This window comes from Ideonella azotifigens (assembly GCF_021043325.1).
GTDB classification, from domain to species: Bacteria; Pseudomonadota; Gammaproteobacteria; order Burkholderiales; family Burkholderiaceae_C; genus Ideonella; species Ideonella azotifigens.
The window spans coordinates 1-16,796 of sequence record NZ_JAJNKD010000003.1; the positions used below are offsets into that span (position 1 = coordinate 1).

Annotated in this window: 18 protein-coding genes; 7 read left to right on the top strand and 11 right to left on the bottom strand. The window is 68.5% G+C overall.

Annotated elements, in window-relative coordinates; translation table 11 throughout:
* A partial coding sequence (locus tag LRH25_RS08100; protein ID WP_510591023.1) for a transposase occupies positions 1-270 on the top strand: 270 nt, incomplete at its 5' end.
* Between the two features lie 65 nt (positions 271-335).
* On the opposite strand, the gene LRH25_RS08105 is transcribed toward LRH25_RS08100, so the two are convergent.
* Positions 336-731: a VOC family protein gene (locus LRH25_RS08105; protein WP_141289342.1), complete on the bottom strand. Its 396-nt coding sequence runs from the start codon at positions 729-731 to the stop codon at positions 336-338.
* A gap of 70 nt (positions 732-801) precedes the next feature.
* On the opposite strand from LRH25_RS08105, the gene LRH25_RS08110 reads away from it, so the two are divergent.
* The 3 genes from LRH25_RS08110 to LRH25_RS08120 all read left to right on the top strand — a co-directional run bounded on the left by LRH25_RS08110 (position 802) and on the right by LRH25_RS08120 (position 2,664).
* Complete coding sequence (locus LRH25_RS08110; protein ID WP_141289343.1) at positions 802-1,251, top strand: CopD family protein; 450 nt, start codon at positions 802-804, stop codon at positions 1,249-1,251.
* A gap of 98 nt (positions 1,252-1,349) precedes the next feature.
* Entirely contained in the window at positions 1,350-2,189 is an 840-nt protein-coding gene (locus LRH25_RS33030) for a DUF5071 domain-containing protein (protein WP_141289344.1), read from the top strand.
* A gap of 79 nt (positions 2,190-2,268) precedes the next feature.
* Complete coding sequence (locus LRH25_RS08120) at positions 2,269-2,664, top strand: ankyrin repeat domain-containing protein (RefSeq protein WP_141289345.1); 396 nt, start codon at positions 2,269-2,271, stop codon at positions 2,662-2,664.
* Positions 2,665-2,797: 133 nt separating this feature from the next.
* Here LRH25_RS08120 and LRH25_RS08125 read toward each other — a convergent pair whose 3' ends face one another.
* The 5 genes from LRH25_RS08125 to LRH25_RS08145 are packed head-to-tail and all read right to left on the bottom strand — an operon-like array spanning position 2,798 to position 7,761.
* Positions 2,798-4,045: an MFS transporter gene (locus LRH25_RS08125; RefSeq protein WP_141289346.1), complete on the bottom strand. Its 1,248-nt coding sequence runs from the start codon at positions 4,043-4,045 to the stop codon at positions 2,798-2,800.
* A gap of 10 nt (positions 4,046-4,055) precedes the next feature.
* Positions 4,056-4,280, bottom strand: coding sequence for a 2TM domain-containing protein (locus LRH25_RS08130; RefSeq protein WP_141289347.1), 225 nt, complete (start codon positions 4,278-4,280; stop codon positions 4,056-4,058).
* 27 nt (positions 4,281-4,307) lie between these two features.
* Entirely contained in the window at positions 4,308-5,099 is a 792-nt protein-coding gene (locus tag LRH25_RS08135; RefSeq protein ID WP_141289348.1) for an alpha/beta hydrolase, read from the bottom strand.
* A gap of 35 nt (positions 5,100-5,134) precedes the next feature.
* Complete coding sequence (locus tag LRH25_RS08140; RefSeq protein ID WP_231010790.1) at positions 5,135-6,310, bottom strand: SMP-30/gluconolactonase/LRE family protein; 1,176 nt, start codon at positions 6,308-6,310, stop codon at positions 5,135-5,137.
* Positions 6,307-7,761, bottom strand: a complete 1,455-nt coding sequence (locus LRH25_RS08145; protein ID WP_231010792.1) for a carotenoid oxygenase family protein — start codon at positions 7,759-7,761, stop codon at positions 6,307-6,309. Before LRH25_RS08145 ends, LRH25_RS08140 begins: the two co-directional genes overlap by 4 nt.
* A gap of 145 nt (positions 7,762-7,906) precedes the next feature.
* On the opposite strand from LRH25_RS08145, the gene LRH25_RS08150 reads away from it, so the two are divergent.
* Positions 7,907-10,435, top strand: coding sequence for an ATP-binding protein (locus LRH25_RS08150; RefSeq protein ID WP_231010801.1), 2,529 nt, complete (start codon positions 7,907-7,909; stop codon positions 10,433-10,435).
* A gap of 73 nt (positions 10,436-10,508) precedes the next feature.
* On the opposite strand, the gene LRH25_RS08155 is transcribed toward LRH25_RS08150, so the two are convergent.
* Positions 10,509-10,913: a VOC family protein gene (locus LRH25_RS08155; RefSeq protein WP_141288074.1), complete on the bottom strand. Its 405-nt coding sequence runs from the start codon at positions 10,911-10,913 to the stop codon at positions 10,509-10,511.
* 68 nt (positions 10,914-10,981) lie between these two features.
* On the opposite strand from LRH25_RS08155, the gene LRH25_RS08160 reads away from it, so the two are divergent.
* Entirely contained in the window at positions 10,982-11,431 is a 450-nt protein-coding gene (locus LRH25_RS08160; protein ID WP_141288075.1) for a CopD family protein, read from the top strand.
* 54 nt (positions 11,432-11,485) lie between these two features.
* Here LRH25_RS08160 and LRH25_RS08165 read toward each other — a convergent pair whose 3' ends face one another.
* From LRH25_RS08165 to LRH25_RS08175, 3 genes are all read right to left on the bottom strand, one after another.
* Entirely contained in the window at positions 11,486-13,237 is a 1,752-nt protein-coding gene (locus LRH25_RS08165) for a tannase/feruloyl esterase family alpha/beta hydrolase (protein WP_141288076.1), read from the bottom strand.
* A gap of 167 nt (positions 13,238-13,404) precedes the next feature.
* Complete coding sequence (locus LRH25_RS08170; RefSeq protein WP_141288077.1) at positions 13,405-13,827, bottom strand: Lrp/AsnC family transcriptional regulator; 423 nt, start codon at positions 13,825-13,827, stop codon at positions 13,405-13,407.
* 293 nt (positions 13,828-14,120) lie between these two features.
* On the bottom strand, positions 14,121-15,047 hold the full coding sequence (locus LRH25_RS08175) for a LysR family transcriptional regulator (RefSeq protein WP_141288078.1): 927 nt from the start codon (positions 15,045-15,047) through the stop codon (positions 14,121-14,123).
* A 131-nt stretch (positions 15,048-15,178) separates the two neighbouring features.
* On the opposite strand from LRH25_RS08175, the gene LRH25_RS08180 reads away from it, so the two are divergent.
* Positions 15,179-15,823: an NADPH-dependent F420 reductase gene (locus tag LRH25_RS08180; protein ID WP_141288079.1), complete on the top strand. Its 645-nt coding sequence runs from the start codon at positions 15,179-15,181 to the stop codon at positions 15,821-15,823.
* Between the two features lie 28 nt (positions 15,824-15,851).
* Here the strand turns inward: LRH25_RS08180 and LRH25_RS08185 are convergent, their stop codons facing one another.
* The gene (locus LRH25_RS08185; RefSeq protein WP_141288080.1) at positions 15,852-16,781 is read right to left on the bottom strand and encodes a LysR family transcriptional regulator; all 930 of its coding nucleotides are present in this window, start codon (positions 16,779-16,781) and stop codon (positions 15,852-15,854) included.
* Positions 16,782-16,796 lie beyond the last annotated feature (15 nt).

The window sequence follows — 16,796 nt, forward strand, 5'->3', positions numbered from 1 at the left end:
AAGCGGCGCCAGGCCATCGAGCCGCTGATCGGCCACACCAAGGCCGACCACCGCATGGACCGGTGCTGGCTCAAGGGTGCGGAGGGCGACGCGCTGCATGCGGTGCTGTGCGCGGCGGGCTTCAACATCCGCTGGCTGCTGCGGGCCATTGCCCGGCTGGGCCTCGGCGGCCTTCTGTTGGCCCTGACCGCGCTGGCGCTGTATGCGGCGGCCATGGCCAACCTGCTGCGTCACCCGCGTTCTGGCTTCGATGCCCCGTCCGCAAAGTGACCGCTGCGGCTCAAGGAATCAAATGACTGCTGTCGCTGCGCTTGAAATGGATTTTGCAGGGCCGACTAAGAAGCTTCCGTCTCATGGCACGCCACCCCGATCTTGTTGCCTTCCGGGTCGCGCAAATAGGCGCCGTAGTAATCCGGGTGGTAGTGCGGCCGCAGGCCCGGTTCGCCTTCGCAGGTGCCGCCGCTCGCCAGGCCGATGGCATGCGCTTGGCGCACCGCCTCGGTGCTGGGCGCGAGGAAGGCCACCATCTGGCCGTTGCCGGGGGCATGGGTGCCGTCGTGTGGCGCGGCAATCACGAACAGCGGGCGGGGCTGGCCGGGCACCTGCCAGCCAGCCCAGGGGCGCGAGGGATCGACGAAGCGCTGCTGCAGGCCCAGCGAGGCCAGCAGCGGCCGGTAGAAGGCCAGGGCGCGCTCGAAGTCCTGCACGCCTGTGAAGTGGTGGGAAAACATGGCGCCATCTTGCCAGCCGCGGGCCGGCAACAATGCGGCTCCTGCCAACGCTTGCGAAGAGACCGCCGCCATGCTTCATCAATCACTGCTTCTGCTGCATTTGCTGGCGGCCATGGCCTGGATGGGCGGCATGTTCTTCGCCTACTTCTGCCTGCGCCCGGCGGCCGCCGAGGTGCTGGAGCCGCCCCGCCGACTGCCGCTGTGGGTGGCGACCTTCTCGCGTTTCCTGTCTTTCATGGCGGTGGCCGTGCTGCTGTTGCTGGGCTCCGGGTTGGCGATGCTGCTGCCGGTGGGCTTTCGCGCCGCGCCGCCGGGCTGGCATGCCATGTTCACGCTGGGCCTGGTGATGGCCGCGGTGTTTGCCTACCTGTACCTGCTGCTGTTCCCCAGGCTGCGGGCGTTCTGCGATGCCTCGGCCTGGCCGGCTGCGGCGCAGGTGCTGAGCCGCATCCGCCAGCTGGTGGCGCTGAACCTCAGCCTGGGCATGCTGGTTGTGGTGGCGGCGGTCTCGGCGCGCTGAGCCGCCTTCCGGCGTGGACGAAGGTGGCAGGGCTGGCAACTCCTCACTCCATCGGGGCGCCGCTGGGCCCCGATGAATTCAAAACTTAGGCGGCCCGAGTGATCCCAAACAAGGTCTGTCCCGTCGTCTTTCGACCTGCAGGAGAAGCCCTCAAGGTTCTCGCGTTTCGACATCCGCTCGCCGGCTTTCAACTGGTCAAAGGAACCATCGAGCCAGGTGAGTCGGTACAAGCGGCGGCGCTTCGCGAACTGGCGGAGGAGTCGGGGATCGCCGCTGCCGAAACGGTGCGGAGTCTGGGCACATGGCAGTCGGGATTTCAGGGGCAGGTCTGGGAGTTCATTGAGTGCGCATCGCTACTGTCTCTTCCGGACTCGTGGACCCACGAGGCCGCGGATGATGGCGGGCACCTTTTTGAATTCTTCTGGCATCCGTTGGCCGAGGCCGCGGAATCATCGCAGTGGCACCTGGTCTTCATAGGCGCACTTGAGGTCATCCGGAATGCTGCTAACTGTTCCATGGGACGCGTCACGTTGTCGGCCAGTTCAAACTTTGCCAATCTGGATCTGGAAAATCCATTGCCGCGCCACAAGTCCGACCTGTTTGCGGCTGAGGCAGCAGTCAGGCTTGGCTGGCCTTCGGTGAAGCCGATGGCCATGCAACTGTTGATGTGGCTGCAAGACATCAACTGGCCCGTCGCTCAAGTGCTCGCGCCATTTTTTGAGCGCATCGGCGCTGACTTGGCTCCGCATGTTGGGCAGATTCTCCAGACCCAGGATGATGTCTGGAAGTACTACGTTATCTCGGCGGTCGTCGCCCGCTCCAAGCCACTTGCCGAAGCTCTCGAGGGCGAACTGCGCCGGATCGTCCAGTGCCCAACCGATTCGGAGCACACAGAGGAGGTCGACCGCGTCGCCGCTGAAGCTTTGGCGCAACTTTGAAACACATGAATGATCTTCCCGTCACGGCGATTGCTTCTGCCGAGACGCAGGCCGCTTCTTGTATCGAACATGCCGCACCATGAGTGACACACCACAATCCTGGTACGCGTTGCGTGATGCGCTCTACGCGGGCGACTTCGACGCTGCGGCCCATCTTCTGGACATGCAGCCGGCCTTGCTGCACCACACCGATGGCATCGGCGAGACCGTGCTTCACTTTTTGGCCGTGGAGAACGCTCTGGACGGTGTGGTGTGGCTTCACGCCCGAGGCGCTGATCTCGACACCAAGAATAAGTTCGGCACGCCGGCGCTGTTCGAGGTCGCGTCGCTGGAATACAAGGACTTGTTCGATTGGTTCCTGGCCAATGGGGCCGACGTCAAGGCCCTCGACGCTGAGGGGCAAGACATCGTGCAGCACCTCCTGGAGTTCGACCGTCAAGACATGGCCGAATGGGTCCGCGGCCGCGGTACCTGACCCTGCAGCCGAGCGCGAGGCAGGCCACCTTCTGGCCTTTGCTTGGCGCATGGGTACCGTCGTGCTGCGCGGCAATGCTGGACAGGGGCCGGCCTGGGACCGCGGACGTATCATCTCGCGTGAGGGTGGCCGCCTACAGCGGATAAAGCGCGCGCGCCGGCTGGCCGTCGGAGGGCTTGCGCGCCACCAGCAAAAACAGCAGCAACCCCGCCAGCGTCAGCGCGAAGCCGGCCCAGACGGCGGACAGCAGGCCGTGGCCTTGGGCGATGGTCTGGCCGCCGGCCCAGGCGCCGATGGCGTTGGCCACGTTCAGGGCGGCGAGGTTCATCGCGCCCATCAGCGTTGGGGCGTCGGGCGCGGCCTGGGTGAGGCGGATCTGGATGGTGGGGATGGCGACCATCATCGTGGCGCCCACGGCGAGCATGCCGGCCATCAGCACCCAGGGGTTCTGACCGCCCACGGCCAGCAGCGCCAGCGCGATGAGCGCGCTGCCGAAGCCCGCCGTCAAACCCTGCGAAGGGTGGCGGTCCGACAGCCAGCCGCCGAAGACGTTGCCTGCCGTCATGCCGACGCCGAACAGGCCCAGCGCGATGGGGATCCAGGACGCGTCCAGCCCGGCGCCATCCGTCACGAAGGGGCCGATGAAGGTGTAGACCGCGAAGATGCTGGCCACGCCCAGCGCGGCCACGGCCACCATGGCCCACACGGCCGGGCGGTTCAGGGCCCGCAGTTCCTGCAGCACCGGCCCGCCATCCAGCGCGCTGGAGCGTGGCACCAGCAGCCACAGCGCCAGGAAGGACAGCACGCCCAGCGCCGACACCGCCAGGTAGGCATTTCGCCAGCCCAGTGTCTGGCCCAGCAGCGTTGCCAGCGGCGAGCCGAAGATGGTGGCCACGGTGAGTCCGGTCATCACCATGGCAAACGCCCGGCCGCCCTGGCCAGGGCCGACGATGTAGGACGCGACCACGGCGCCGGCACCGAAGTACGCGCCCTGCGGAATGCCGCTCACGAAGCGGGCCAGCGCGAAGCTGCCCAGGCCGGTGGCCAGCGCTGATAGCAGGTTGCCGACGATGAAGATCGCCATCAGGGCCAGCAGCAGATGCTTGCGGTTGAGCTTGGCGGCCAGGATGGTGATGGCCGGGCCGCCCAGCACCACGCCGAAGGCATAGGCCTCGATGGCGTGGGTGGCGCTGGCGAGGTCCAGCCCCAGGCTGGCGGCGAACAGCTGCAGGATGCCCATGCTGGCGAACTCGGACGTGCCGATGCAGAAGGTGCCCAGTGCCAGGGCCAGCAGGGTGAGCCGGCGGCGGCGCAGCTGGCGGGCGTCGGTGCAATGGGCCTTGGTGGCCCGGCATTGCGGCTCATAGGCTTCGTTGAACATGCTGGTCCTCCTAGCGTCTGGCGCTTCCAAACTCGTTGCGAGCCCCTGCACCCAGCACGGCCCACCCATGGGCCACCAGGCCGATGCCCCAGCCCGGCAGCACCCACAGCACCCAGTACGGCGGGCCCGTCCAGAGCAGGTTGATGCCGGCCAGCAGGGCCATGCCCAGCACGAACACCAGCGCATGCACACCGAAGCCGCGCCGTCTTTCAGAAGGGCTGCCGTGTCGTCTCATGTCGGGCTCCTGTCGTGCGCGCTGCGCTCAGCGGACCAGGGCGCGTGCGGCCTCGTCGATGGCCTCGGCCACCGCCACGGGCTGCGAGACATACGCGGCGTGGCTGCCGCGCACCTCCTTGACGGCCGCATTCGCGCGGCCGGCCATCTTGCGTTGCGCGGCCGGCGGGATGATGCGGTCCTCGGTGGACAGCACGTACCAGCTGCTGTGCGTGCGCCAGGCCGGCTGGGTGATCCTGGCCTCGAAGGCCGCTGCGGCCGGCGGGATCTGCGCGGCAGCGAGGAAGGCGGCCTGCGCCGGTGGCAGGTCCTGCGCGAAGGCCTGCGGGAAGATGTTGGCGTCGAAGAACAGGTAGCCATCTTCTGACGGCTGCACCGGTGGCGCGGCACCACCGTCGAGCAGTGAGGTGACCGATTCGCCCGCGTCCGGAACGAAGGCCGACACGTAGACCAGACCCGCCACGTTCGGCACGTTGCCGGCTTCGGTGATCACCACGCCGCCGTAGGAGTGGCCCACCAGCAGGGCCGGGCCGTTCTGCCGCGCCATCACGCGGTGCACGGCCGCCACGTCGGCCGCCAGCGAGGTCAGCGGGTTCTGCACGATGCTGACGGCGTAGCCCTTGGCACGCAGGATCTCATGCACACCTTGCCAGCCCGAGCCGTCGGCCCAGGCACCATGAACGAGGACGATGTTTTTCACTTTGGCTTTCTCCTGGGTGGGTTGGGTTTGCTGTGCCGAGGCGGGGGCGACCGCCAGCAGCGGGAGGGCGAGCAGCGCCATCAGGCGCAACAAGCGATGGAGGCGGTTGAAATGCGTCATGTCAAGGGCTCCTTGTTGGGGGTTGAGAAACAGGCTCAGCGCGCGAGCCAGCCGATGGCCGGTGCATGCAGGCTGTGGATGTAGAGACGCTGGGCGGTCTCGGTGGCGCCTGTGGTTTGCGGGTAGGCACCGGTCGGGTCTTGCAGGTCCTCGACGACGCGGCCGTCTTCGGTGATGGCAAAGACGTGGCCATAGGGCTGGCCCAGCGGCAGCCAGGCGCGCGGCAGCCGCAGCAGCAGCTTGCGCAGGAAGGGGTGTTGCGCGAGGCTGTCGGCCGCCGGGTTGCGCGGCTTGAACAGGCCCACCCAGATGCGACCTTCGCGGCCGCGCATCAGGTTGTCCGGGTAGCCGGGCAGGTTGTCCAGCAGCACGCGGGCCTGCGGCGTGCCTTGTTGCACGTCCAGGTCGCGCGCGGCCAGGTCCAGCTTCCAGACCCGGTAGCGGCCGGTCTCGGCGACGAACAGCGACTGCCCGTCCGCCGAGAGTGCCAGGCCGTTGGCAAACGAGAAGCCCCGGGCGACCACGTGCGTGCTGCGTGCCACCGGGTCGTAGGCCAGCACGCGGCCGGTGGCGGCCTGCTCCAGGATGTCCAGCACGCTGGCCTCGTAGGTGCCGCCCCATTGCGACGGCGCGAAGCGGCCCGAGGCATCGGTGAAATACACCGTGCCGTCCGGTGCCACCACCACCGAGTTGGCATAGCGGATCGGGTCGTCCGGGCCCACGTGGTCGGCCAGCACTTCCACCTTGCCGTCCGTGCCGATGGCGAGCAGCCCGCGCATCGCATCGGCGGCCAGCAGCCGGCCCTGGCGGTCGAAGTCGAAGCCCAGCACCCGCCCGCCCGTGCGGGCCAGCACCTCGCGCTGGCCGCCATCGGCGTCCATGCGCAGCAGCGTGCCGCTGGTCATCGCGGCGTAGAGCTTGCCGTCCGGCCCGAACGCGATGTGCTCGGGGCCGTACTCGGTGCCGATGGCGATGGTGTGCAACCCGGCCAGCCGCGTGTTCGCGGCATGTGGCCCCACGTAGCCAGGTGGCGTGGGCGCCACCCAAGCCACCGGCTCGGCCGGCACTGGCCACAGGCAGAGGTAGGCCACGGCGGCGGCCACGACCAACGCGATCGCGCCGGCCAGCCGCCTGCCCGCAGACCCGTGCTGGGTCGGCAGCGGTGGGCGCAGGCCGGGCCCGCGCGCAGCCCCGGTGTTCGCGGCGCTCATGTGTTGGCCCCCTGTGCGTGGACGAAGGAGCCGTGGAAGCCCAGCGGGATGGCCGCAGGCACCTCCACCGAGGCCAGCAGCGCCATCGTGCGGGCGTCCAGGATGGCCAGCGCCGAGCTGCGCTGCTGCTGGCTGCAGCCCACCGAGAGCAGCACGCCGTCGTCCTCGTCGGTGCCGCCGGGCCGGGCGACGAACACCGGCTCGCCGTAGATGCGTTCGCCATCGCTGAAGCTGCGGCCCATGCCGCTGTGCAGGTCCACCTTGACGATGGACGAGGCATAGCCGCCGCTGCCGTCATTTGTCGCGGGGCCATCGGCCGCGCCCCAGGCGAAGCGGTAGTCGCTGCCGCTGTGCCGGTGGTAGTGGATGCAGGGGAACTCGAAGCCGGCTTCGCTCAGCGTCTGCAGCTCGGCGCGTGGCTGGCCCGGCCGCATCGTGATGCGCACCAGCGAGGGCCGCAGGTCCGGCAGCCGCTCGACCATGCGGGCTACGCGCAGGTCTTCCATGATCGCGGCGTCCGGATAGGCCAGCACGTCCAGCACCGTCTCGCTGCCACGCTCGAAGGCGTTGACGGTGTGGAAGACGAACATCGCGTCGGTTTCGTATTCGGTCGTGGCACCGGTCGCGCGGTCCATCACCACCAGCCGCGTGCCGTCCTGCGGGCGCCACTCGAAGTGGTCGATGTAGCCGCGGTTGGACCACAGCATGGCCAGCGGCTTGACCGAGAAGGGGTGGGCCAGCAGCACCGCGCGCGAGGGCGTGAGGCCGAAGGAATGCAGGTAGGGCACGCGCTCGGTCCGCCAGGACCCGACGACCCGGCGCGTGTGCTCGCCGTCGCCATGTTCGTAGAGCGAGACGACCCCACCGCTGCTGCCGAAGTTGGTCGCCAGGTTCACGACCTGGCGCCGCGCGAAGTCGCGGTGCGGGTGTGCGCTCATCAGGTTGCCGTCCAAGCCGTCCTGCCCGTAGGGCCGCACGCCCAGCGAGCGCAGGGTGGCCGCGTCGATGCGCAGCTGCTGCGCGCCTTCGGTCATCGCGACCAGCTCGTCGCCCATCTGCACGATGTTGACATTGGTGTTGTCGGTGCTGCGCTGCACAGGCTGCAGCAGGCGCTGCCAGGGCGTGCGGCCGGTGGGTGTGCCAAACGAGGAGCGCTGCGCCCGTCCGGCCGCCACCTCGCGCGCGGCCTCGCTGTCCAGCAGGCGCGACTGGAAGCTCACGGCGCCGCTGCCGATGCGGAAAGCGTAGACCTGGCCCAGCCCGTCGAACCAGTGGCGGGCCTGCCAGTCACCTTGCGCAAACACGGCCGGGCAGGTGCGCAGCAGGTCGCCCTGCAGCCATTCGGGCACCTTGCCGGTGACGGCGGCCTCGTGCGGCCGGTGCACATCGGGCGAGCGCCGGAACGGCGCCATCGACTCGATCTCACGGAAACGGGTTTGGACCTGAGGCATGACGTCGCTGCTCCGAGCTGGGAGGACGTCGGGATTGTTTTGCCGCGTGGCGGACCGGAGCTGAAGCTATCCTGAAGCTTTCCTGATGCGCCGGGTTTCAGAGATTTAGACTCGGTGCACCCACCTTCCCCAGGAGCTTGCAACGATGCCTGCTTCGGCTGCACCGGTTCGTTATCGCTTTGGCCGCTTCGAGCTTCAGCTCGACGAGCGGCGGCTGCTGAGCGCCGGGGCCGCCGTGGCGCTGCGCCCGCTGGCGTTCGACGTGCTGACCGTGCTGGTGGAACGCGCCGGGCACCTGGTGACCAAGACCGAACTGCTGCGGCGGGTCTGGGGCCAGGTGGTGGTCGAAGAGAACGCGCTGCAGGCGCATGTTTCGGCGCTGCGCAGGGTGCTGGGGGTGCCGGCCATCGCCACCGTCAGCGGGCAGGGCTACCGGTTCACGCTGGCCGCGGCGCCGGTCGAGGCACTGTCCGCGCCGGCCACGCCGCACAACCTGCCGCACGCGTTGACGAGCTTCATCGGCCGCGAGCGCGAAATCGCCGACATCCGGCGCTGGCTGGAAAGCACGCGGCTGCTGACCTTGACTGGCGCAGGCGGGTGCGGCAAGACGCGGCTGGCGCTGGTGGTGGCCGGCGCCATGCTGGAGCAGCATCCCGATGGGGTCTGGCTGGTCGACCTGGCGCCGCTCGGTGACCCGAAGCTGGTGCCCTGGGCCGTGGCCAAGGCCCTGGCCATCCAGGCGCCACCGGGTCAGGAGATTGCCGACACGCTGATCGGCTGGCTGGCGTCGCGCTGCGTGCTGCTGGTGCTGGACAACGCGGAGCACCTGCTCGATGCCTGCGCGCAGCTGGCCGACCGGCTGCTGCGCCAGTGCGCCCGGCTCGCGCTGCTGGTCACCAGCCGCGAACGGCTGGGCATCGAGGGCGAGCTGAACTACCGGGTGCCGTCGCTGTCGATTCCAGCCGATGACGCCAGCGACGGCCTGCTGGCCAGCGAGGCCGTGCGCCTGCTGGTCGACCGCGCCAGGCTGCAGCGGCCCGACTTCGAGGCCACTGCCGCCGACGCGCCTGCGCTGGCGGCCATCTGCCGCCGCCTCGACGGCATCGCGCTCGCGATCGAGCTCGCTGCGCCGCGCGTGCGCGTGATGTCGCTGGAGGCCTTGAGCCAGCGCCTCGACGACCGTTTCCGTGTGCTGACCGAAGGTTCACGCACGGCGCTGCCGCGGCATCGCACGCTGCGCTCGCTGATCGACTGGAGCCACGAACTGCTGAGCGAGCCCGAGAAAGCCGTGCTGCGCCGCGCGTCGGTCTTTGCCGGCGGCTGGACGCTGGCGGCGGCCGAGCAGATCGCCAGCGGCGAAGGCGTGGCGCCCGGCGACCTGCTGGACCTGCTGGCCGCGCTGGTCGACAAGAACCTCGTCATCACCCAGGCGACCCAGGCGAGCGATGGCGACCCCCGGTTCAAGATGCTGGAGACGGTGCGCCACTACGCGCAGGACCGGCTGCGCGAAAGCGGCGAGGAAGTGGCGGTGCGCGACCGCCATGTCCAGTACCTGATCGGCCTGGCCGGTGCGCTGGACGGTTCGCTCGACGCGGTCTTGCAGCAGACGCTGCCGCAGCTGGATGCCGAGCAGGACAACCTGCGCGCGGCCCTGGCCTGGTGCGAAGGCGAGCCCGCCCGTGCCGTGCAGGGCCTGCGGCTCGCGAGCCTTCTCGTCACGTTCTGGCAGACGCGCGGCAACTATGGCGAGGGCGTGGGGTGGCTGGAGCGCCTGCTGGCGCTGGCGCCGGCCGACGAACGCGGCCCGGCCCGCGCGATGGCACTGCACGGGGCCGGCGCGCTGGTGGCCTTCAACGGCGACCAGGCCGCGGCGGAGGCCAGGCTGCGGGAGGCGGCCGACCTGTGGCAGCAACTGGGCGACCGCCAGCGGCTCGCGGCCTCGCTCGCCAACCTGGCGGAAGTGCTGGCCTACAGCAGCGAGCTGGTGGCGGCACGGGCCATGGCCGAGGAGGCCTTGTCGATCGCGCGCGAGTTCGGTGACCTGCGGACCATCTCGTTTGCGCTGGCCGTGCTGGCGCAATCGTCCTTGTCGTCCGGTGACCTGCCCACGGCAAGAACGTGGCTGTCGCAGTGCCTGGCGGTCGCTCGCAGCATCGGGCCGTGGAATACCGCGGCCACGCTGACGATGTGGTCGCTGCTGATGCAGGAACTCAAGGACCTCGATGCTTCGCGGGCCGCGTTGCAGGAGAGCCTGCAGGGTTTCATCGCGTTCGGCGATCGTGGCGGTGCTGCGTATGCGCGGATGCAGCTGGCGAAAGTCGCGCAGGACCTCGGGGACCTGCCCGCCGCGAGGGCGGAATTGCGCCAGGCCTTCGATGGGCTGCCGCGCGGGCAGTACAACGAGTTGCTGGAATGGCTGGACGTGTTTGCGGGCGCGCTGGAGGTGCCCGGCCACGCTGTCGCTGCAGCGGGCGTGTGGGGCTGCGTGCAGCGCCACCGGGAAGAGCGGGCCCTGTTCTCGATGCGCCCCGCGCGGCTGCAGCGCCTGCGCGAGGTCGCGCGACACGCCCTCCAGGACGACGACGCCTTCGACCGTGCCTGGCAGGAAGGCCGCAGATGGTCGCTAGAAGAGGCCCGGGAGCAAGCCCGCAGCCTGCTGGCCGTGGGGGACTGAAGCCGCCGCTGCTCGCCAAACGCCAGGCGCCAGCTGCCTCCGATGAAGCCACCCCCTGCCTGGCGGCATGGCTTCAGCTGCCGGCTTCGGCCTCCGGGGCATGGCATGCCAACCCGATCTTGTTGCCCTCCGGATCACGCAAATACGCGCCGTAGTAGTCCGGGTGATAGTGCGGCCGCAGGCCCGGCTCGCCTTCGCAAGTGCCGCCATTCGCCAGGCCAATGGCATGCGCCTGGCGCACCGCCTCGCGGCTGGGCGCGAGGAAGGCCACCATCTGGCCGTTGCCGGGGGCATGGGTGCCGTCGTGCGGTGCGGCAATGACGAACAGCGGGCGGGCTTGGCCGGGGACTTGCCAGCCGGCCCAGGGGCGTGAGGGGTCGACGAAGCGTTGCTGCAGCCCGAGCGAGGCCAGCAGGGACTGGTAGAAGGCGAGCGCGCGCTCGAAGTCCTGCACGCCGGTGAAGTGGTGGGAAAACATGGCGCCATCTTGCCAGCCGCGGGCCGGCAACAATGCGGCTCCTGTCCAACGCCTGCGAAGAGACCACCATGCTTCACCAATCACTGCTCCTGCTGCATTTGCTGGCGGCCATGGCCTGGATGGGCGGCATGTTCTTCGCCTACTTCTGCCTGCGCCCGGCGGCCGCCGAGGTGCTGGAGCCACCACGGCGGCTGCCGCTGTGGGTGGCAACCTTCTCGCGTTTCCTGCCTTTCATGGCGGTGGCCGTGCTGCTGTTGCTGGGCTCGGGGCTGGCCATGCTGCTGCCGGTGGGCTTTCGCGCCGCGCCGCCGGGCTGGCATGCCATGTTCACGCTGGGCCTGGTGATGGCCGCGGTGTTCGCCTACCTGTACCTGCTACTGCTCCCCAGGCTGCGGGCGTTCTGCGATGCCTCGGCCTGGCCGGCTGCGGCGCAGGTGCTGAACCGCATCCGCCAGCTGGTGGCGCTGAACCTCGCGTTGGGCGTGCTCGTGGTGGTGGCTGCGGTCTCGGCACGCTGAGTCGGCTGCCGCAGCCTTGAACCGAGAGGCCGGGCCCCTCGCGTTGTTACTGACTCAATCGCCGGTGTCGCAGGCGATCTGCGTGCCCAGCGCGGTGCAATGCACCTGCGGGAAGTCGGCCGAATAGAGGTAGTCGCCAGCGTTGGTGACCTTCACACCGGACTTCTTCTTCGGCGTGAAGGGCTTGAAGTTGGCCGCGTCGTTGGTGCTGCCGCTGCCGACGTAGCGCGCCACGGTCGGGTACGGATACACCGGGCGGGACACGCCGGTCGTCGCGTTGTTGGCCACCAGTGCATAGGGCGCGGTGCCGGTCTCGACCCAGGACATCATCGGCGTGAGCACGTCGAAGGTGTTCGGGCCCAGGCCGCTGCCGCAGTGGCCCATGCCGGGGAACAGGTAGAAGCGGGCGAAGTCGTCGCTGTTGGCGGTGGTGCTGGTCATGGTCTCCCAGTACTGCAGCGTGCCCTGCGGAGAGATGTGCTGGTCGGCCCAGCCGTGCCACAGCATCAGCTTGCCGCCGGCTGCGGCGAAGGGCGTGAGGTTCGGGTTGGTGGCCGAGTACAGCTGCGAGGACTTGACCGTCTTGCGGTAGGCCGGCACTTTCCATGTCAGGTCGTTGATGGTGCGCGGGGTCGACGTGGCTTCGTCCAAGTACGGCTCATTGAGGTAGGTCTTGTACAGCCAGCTGGTGACGAAGTTCTCCGAGGAGGCGGTGCCGCCCTGCGCGTCGGGCATGTAGAGCGTCCAGTCCAGCTCGGAGCCCCATTCGCTGGCGATTTCCGGTTCCAGCCGGTGGCCGGCGACGGATTTCGCGCCGTCGTGGATGCGGAAGGCAGCGTCGGCCTGGGCCTGGGTCAGGCAGCCGGATTCATTGCCGTTGTTGGCGCAGACGAGGGTGTTGGTGTCGAACTTGCAGGCCCGCGGATCGTCGATGATGCCGTCGCTGACACCATCGAGCGCGTCGCAGGCGGCCACCACCTTGGCGTGGATGTACGGCAGGTTGCCACGCAGCAGCAGGTAGGTGTTGCGCGCGGGCAGCGGGATGGTGCCTGGCGTGCTCTGGTTGGTCAGCAGCCGGTTGGCATGGTGGTACGTGTTCTGCACGTCCATGTTGTTGGCCGGCGCGCCTGCGGTGATGCCGTTGAAGTCATTGGGGTACCTTTGTGCGGACATCAGTGCCTCGCGGCCGCCGTCGGAGCAGCCGTCGAAGTACGAGTAGGTGGCCGGCTGGCCGTAGAACTGCTGGATGACCGCCTTGGCCACCTGTGCGGTGACGTGCACGCCGCGGTAGGCGAAGTCGATCGCGGCCCAGGGGTTGTTGACGATCCAGGCAGAGCCTTGCGCGCTGGTGTGGCCCATGTTGGTGGTGGCCGTCACCAGTTGGCCCTTGACCACCGGCACGCAGCCGCTGGATTGCGTGGGGGCGCCGAGGTTGTCGTTGCCGCATTCGCCGCCGCAGCCGTTCTGCACGTAGCGTTGGGTCCAGGTTGCCATCGGCAGGTTCATCACGATGGAGCTGGCGCCCGGGCTGATGACGCCGCGCACCGCGCAGTACGCGGCCGGGTTGCTGGACGACACGTCCACCAGCGTCGCGCTGCTGAAGCTGACCTGGCCGCCGTCGTCGGCCACGCCGCTGAGGTTCAGAGCCTGGAAGGCCGGCAGCGAGCACTGCATCAGCGCCGGCACGGCCGGCAGGTTGGCAATCGGCGGGGCGGCGGTGGCAGACAGCGGCAAGGCCGCCGCGAATGCCGTCGTCAGGGCCCACCAGCTTGCGGCGCGCCGGCGCAGCATCGTTGTCTTCTCCATCTGTGTCTCCTTTGTGGTTGGACTTTCCACCGCGCCAGCCGGATCGATGACTGCGGGGTGGTCGGTCGAGGAGACTCTAGCGAGCGGCCTGCCCGCCTTGAAGATGACGCGAACCGGGGCGCGATAACCGATCCATCTCGTGGAAAACAAGCATGCGCCGAAGCGCTTCAGAGCTTGTGCGTGGACAGCAGGATGCTGGTCTCGGTGCTGGAGATGCCCTCGATGGAGCGGATGGCGTTGAGCACGCTGTCGAACATCTCCAGCGTGTCGGTGCGCAACTCGGCCATCAGGTCCCAGCGGCCATTGGTGGTGTGCAGGGCGATCACGTTGGGGTGGCCACGCAGCTGGCGTCGCACTTCTTCGGCGTGGTGGCCTTCGATCTCGATGCTCATGATGGCGCGGATGCGGTGCGCCTCGGCTTCGGGCCGCAGCCGCACGGTGTAGCCGACGATGGTGCCGTCGGCCTCCAGCCTGGCGATGCGGTTCTGCACGGTGGCCCGCGCCACGCGCAGCTTCTTGGCCAGGGCCACGACCGGCAGGCGGGCGTTGTCGCGCAGCAGTGCAATCAGCTGGCGGTCGGTGTCGTCCATGGGCGGGTACGCGCGCAGCAGTTTGCGCAGATCAGATGAAACACCTGGCGAAATGTAGGGTGGACCGTGCATTCTGCAAAAGACGGGTTTGCACGCGGCAAACCTCACAGGCCGCATTGATTTCGGCCATGCCTGCAACCCTGCGTTGGGGTACCCTGTGGGCTTCAGCAAGCTGCGAAAGGAGGTGATATGTCTTCATTCTCTTGGTCCGAGAGGGATCTCCCTACGTGATGTAGCCAGGTCCCAACCGACCCGCGGGCGCTGCCTCCATGTGAGCCAGCGCCCGTGCTTTTTTAAGGCTTTGCGGCCGTGTCCGACAGCTCACCGAACTTGTCGGCCACCAGCTCGATGAACGCGGAGACGGCCGAAGGCAAGTGGCGGCGACTGGCATAGACCAGGTGCACGCCGTGTCCCCTCCGATGGAACTGCGGCAGCACCGGCAACAGGCTGCCGGCGCTCAGTTCACGGCGCGTGATCGCCGCCGGCAGCAGCGCAATGCCCAGGCCGGCCAATGCCGCCTTGCGCAAGGCCTGCGATGTGTTGCCGCTGAACCGGCCGGCCACTTGCACCTCGGTGTCGGCGCCATCGCGCGCTGAGAGCCGCCAGGTCGCACGCCCGCTCGGGTGCGCGAAGACAAGGCAGTCGTGCTTGGCCAAGTCCTGCAAGGTGGCGGGTGCGCCCCTGGCTGAGAGGTAGGCCGGGCTGGCCACCAGGCCGTCCAGCCCGGCGTCCAACACCTGGCGCGCGAAGAGCCCCGAGTCTTCCAGCACCCCGCCCCGGATGGCGACGTCGATGCGGTCTGCAATCAGGTCGGCCCGCGCGTCGCTGAGGACGAAGTCCACGCGCACCAGTGGGTGCTTGGCGAGGAAATCCGCCAGGCATTCCATTGGAAAGAAATCGAAGAACTCGGCCGGCGCCGCGACCCGCACCAGCCCGCTGGGCACCTCGTTGCCAGACATCAGTGCCTGGCCCGCATCACCCAGGGTTTCCACGGCGCTGGCGCACCGGTCGTAGAAGTCCTGACCGGCGTTCGTCAGCGACAGCTTGCGGGTGGACCGCTGCATCAACCGCGTGCCCAGCCGCGCTTCGAGTTGCTGCACCCGGCGGCTCAGGGTATTGGGCGGTATGCCCAGGCGCCGCGCGGTCTCGGCAAAGCTGCCGCTGCGCACCACTTGCACGAAGACGGCGACATCGTTCAAGTCAAGCGCGGTCGAATTCATTGCATTTCTGGATGAGTTCAATCCGATTATGCCGCCTAGTCAATCAAAGATGGCTTTTCTATGCTTCTGCCATCGCATCACGGCTTCGCGACCCGCGGCGAAGCAGAAGTCAACCAACGAAGGACAACATCATGAACATCGGCATCATCGGTTCCGGCGGCCTTGGCAGCAACGTGGCTCGGGCCTTGGCGAAAAAGGGCATCGCAGCCACCATCGCCAACCGCCGCGGACCGGCCTCACTGGCCCCGCTGGTGGCGGAACTCGGCGCCAGCATCACGGCCGGCACAGTGGCAGAAGCTGCCTCGGCCGACATCGTGCTCGTCGCCGTGCGCTGGACCGACCTGGGCACCGCGTTGACGGGTCTGCCTGCCTGGAACAAGCGCATCGTCATCGACGGCACCAACCCCGTGGAGTTCCTCGATCCGAACTCGCCCGACGCCAAGGACCCGAGCAATCCGCTGGCCGCCTATGGCATCAAGGCCATCGACCTAGGCGGCCGCTCGTCGAGCGAAGTCTTCCAGGAACACGTGCCCGGCGCCCGCGTCGTCAAGGCGCTGAATCATCTGGACGTGAACGTGCTGGCGCAGCCCGAAGTGTCCGGCGGCCAGCGCGTGCAGTTCTATGCCGGCGACGACATGGAGGCCAAGCTTGCCGTGCGCAAGGTGCTGGAAGCGATCGGCTACTTCCCTGTGGACCTCGGCTCGCTGGCAGCAGGCGGCCGTTTGTCACAGCTGCCCTTCGGCGCCCTGTCGGCAACGAACTTCATCAAGATTTGAACCTGCCGCGGGGCCGCCATCCTTGCGCTCAAGCCGGCTTTTGAGATTCCTCAATCGCCAGGTCCCAGGGCGCTCGCTCACCGGCAAAGCGCGCTGCCAGGAAGTCCACCAGCAGGCGCAGGGCCAGCGGCTGGTGCTGGCGCGACAGATAGATGGCATGGATGCCGAGCACGCCGGGCTCGTGGTCCGGCAGCAGGTGCACCAGGCGACCGGTGCGCAGCTCATCGCCCAGGTAGTAGGTCGGCAGCATGCCGATGCCGGCACCGCTGAGCACGGCCCGCCGCAGCACCGCCGTCTCGTTGGTGTGAAAACTCCAGTTGACCGGCACCGTGATCGTCTCGTTGCCTCGGGTGAAGCGGTACTGCTTGCCGATGCCGAAGGCATGGGCGATGCAGCGATGCTGGCGCAGGTCTTCTGCGCTGTGCGGCTGGCCGTGCTGCGCCAGATAGGCAGGTGAGGCGCACAGCATCGAACGGCACAGCGCCAGCGGCCGCGTGATCATCGCCGGGTCCAGCGTGTTGGTGATGCGCACCGCCAGGTCGACCCGCTCCCCCACCAGGTCGCTGGCCTTGTCGCTCACCGACAGCACGATCTCCACCTGCGCGTGCAGGCGCTGAAAGTCGACCAGGGCGGCGGTGAGCTCGGCCTCGGCAAAGGAGCTGGAACTGGTCACGCGCAGCACCCCCGCCGGCTCACGGCCGCGCTCGGCGGCGATGTGCGTGGCCTCGTCCGCCAACTCCAGCAATTGCCGGCAGGAGGGCAGGGCGGCGGCCCCGGCATCGGTCAGGCTGACCTTGCGCGTGGTCCTGTGCAGCAGGCGGGCGCCCAGCCAATCCTCGGCGGCCGAGAGGTAGCGGCTGACCATGGCCGCCGACATCTCCAGATGCTCTGCCGTCTGGGTCAGGCTGCCGCGGTCGGCCACTTCCACGAACACGCGCGCGGCGGTCAAACGATCCATTGCGTCGATCCAGGC

Bases quoted from the DNA above. Each gene is read 5' to 3' on its own strand.
- LRH25_RS08145 (WP_231010792.1), bottom strand. From the start codon at position 7,761: ATGCCTCAGGTCCAAACCCGTTTCCGTGAGATCGAGTCGATGGCGCCG.
- LRH25_RS08165 (WP_141288076.1), bottom strand. From the start codon at position 13,237: ATGGAGAAGACAACGATGCTGCGCCGGCGCGCCGCAAGCTGGTGGGCC.
- LRH25_RS08155 (WP_141288074.1), bottom strand. From the start codon at position 10,913: ATGTTTTCCCACCACTTCACCGGCGTGCAGGACTTCGAGCGCGCGCTC.
- LRH25_RS08125 (WP_141289346.1), bottom strand. From the start codon at position 4,045: ATGTTCAACGAAGCCTATGAGCCGCAATGCCGGGCCACCAAGGCCCAT.
- LRH25_RS08160 (WP_141288075.1), top strand. From the start codon at position 10,982: ATGCTTCACCAATCACTGCTCCTGCTGCATTTGCTGGCGGCCATGGCC.
- LRH25_RS08175 (WP_141288078.1), bottom strand. From the start codon at position 15,047: ATGAATTCGACCGCGCTTGACTTGAACGATGTCGCCGTCTTCGTGCAA.
- LRH25_RS08130 (WP_141289347.1), bottom strand. From the start codon at position 4,280: ATGAGACGACACGGCAGCCCTTCTGAAAGACGGCGCGGCTTCGGTGTG.
- LRH25_RS08185 (WP_141288080.1), bottom strand. From the start codon at position 16,781: ATGGATCGTTTGACCGCCGCGCGCGTGTTCGTGGAAGTGGCCGACCGC.
- LRH25_RS08140 (WP_231010790.1), bottom strand. From the start codon at position 6,310: ATGAGCGCCGCGAACACCGGGGCTGCGCGCGGGCCCGGCCTGCGCCCA.
- LRH25_RS08110 (WP_141289343.1), top strand. From the start codon at position 802: ATGCTTCATCAATCACTGCTTCTGCTGCATTTGCTGGCGGCCATGGCC.
- LRH25_RS08170 (WP_141288077.1), bottom strand. From the start codon at position 13,827: ATGGACGACACCGACCGCCAGCTGATTGCACTGCTGCGCGACAACGCC.
- LRH25_RS08105 (WP_141289342.1), bottom strand. From the start codon at position 731: ATGTTTTCCCACCACTTCACAGGCGTGCAGGACTTCGAGCGCGCCCTG.
- LRH25_RS08135 (WP_141289348.1), bottom strand. From the start codon at position 5,099: ATGACGCATTTCAACCGCCTCCATCGCTTGTTGCGCCTGATGGCGCTG.
- LRH25_RS08120 (WP_141289345.1), top strand. From the start codon at position 2,269: ATGAGTGACACACCACAATCCTGGTACGCGTTGCGTGATGCGCTCTAC.
- LRH25_RS08180 (WP_141288079.1), top strand. From the start codon at position 15,179: ATGAACATCGGCATCATCGGTTCCGGCGGCCTTGGCAGCAACGTGGCT.
- LRH25_RS08150 (WP_231010801.1), top strand. From the start codon at position 7,907: ATGCCTGCTTCGGCTGCACCGGTTCGTTATCGCTTTGGCCGCTTCGAG.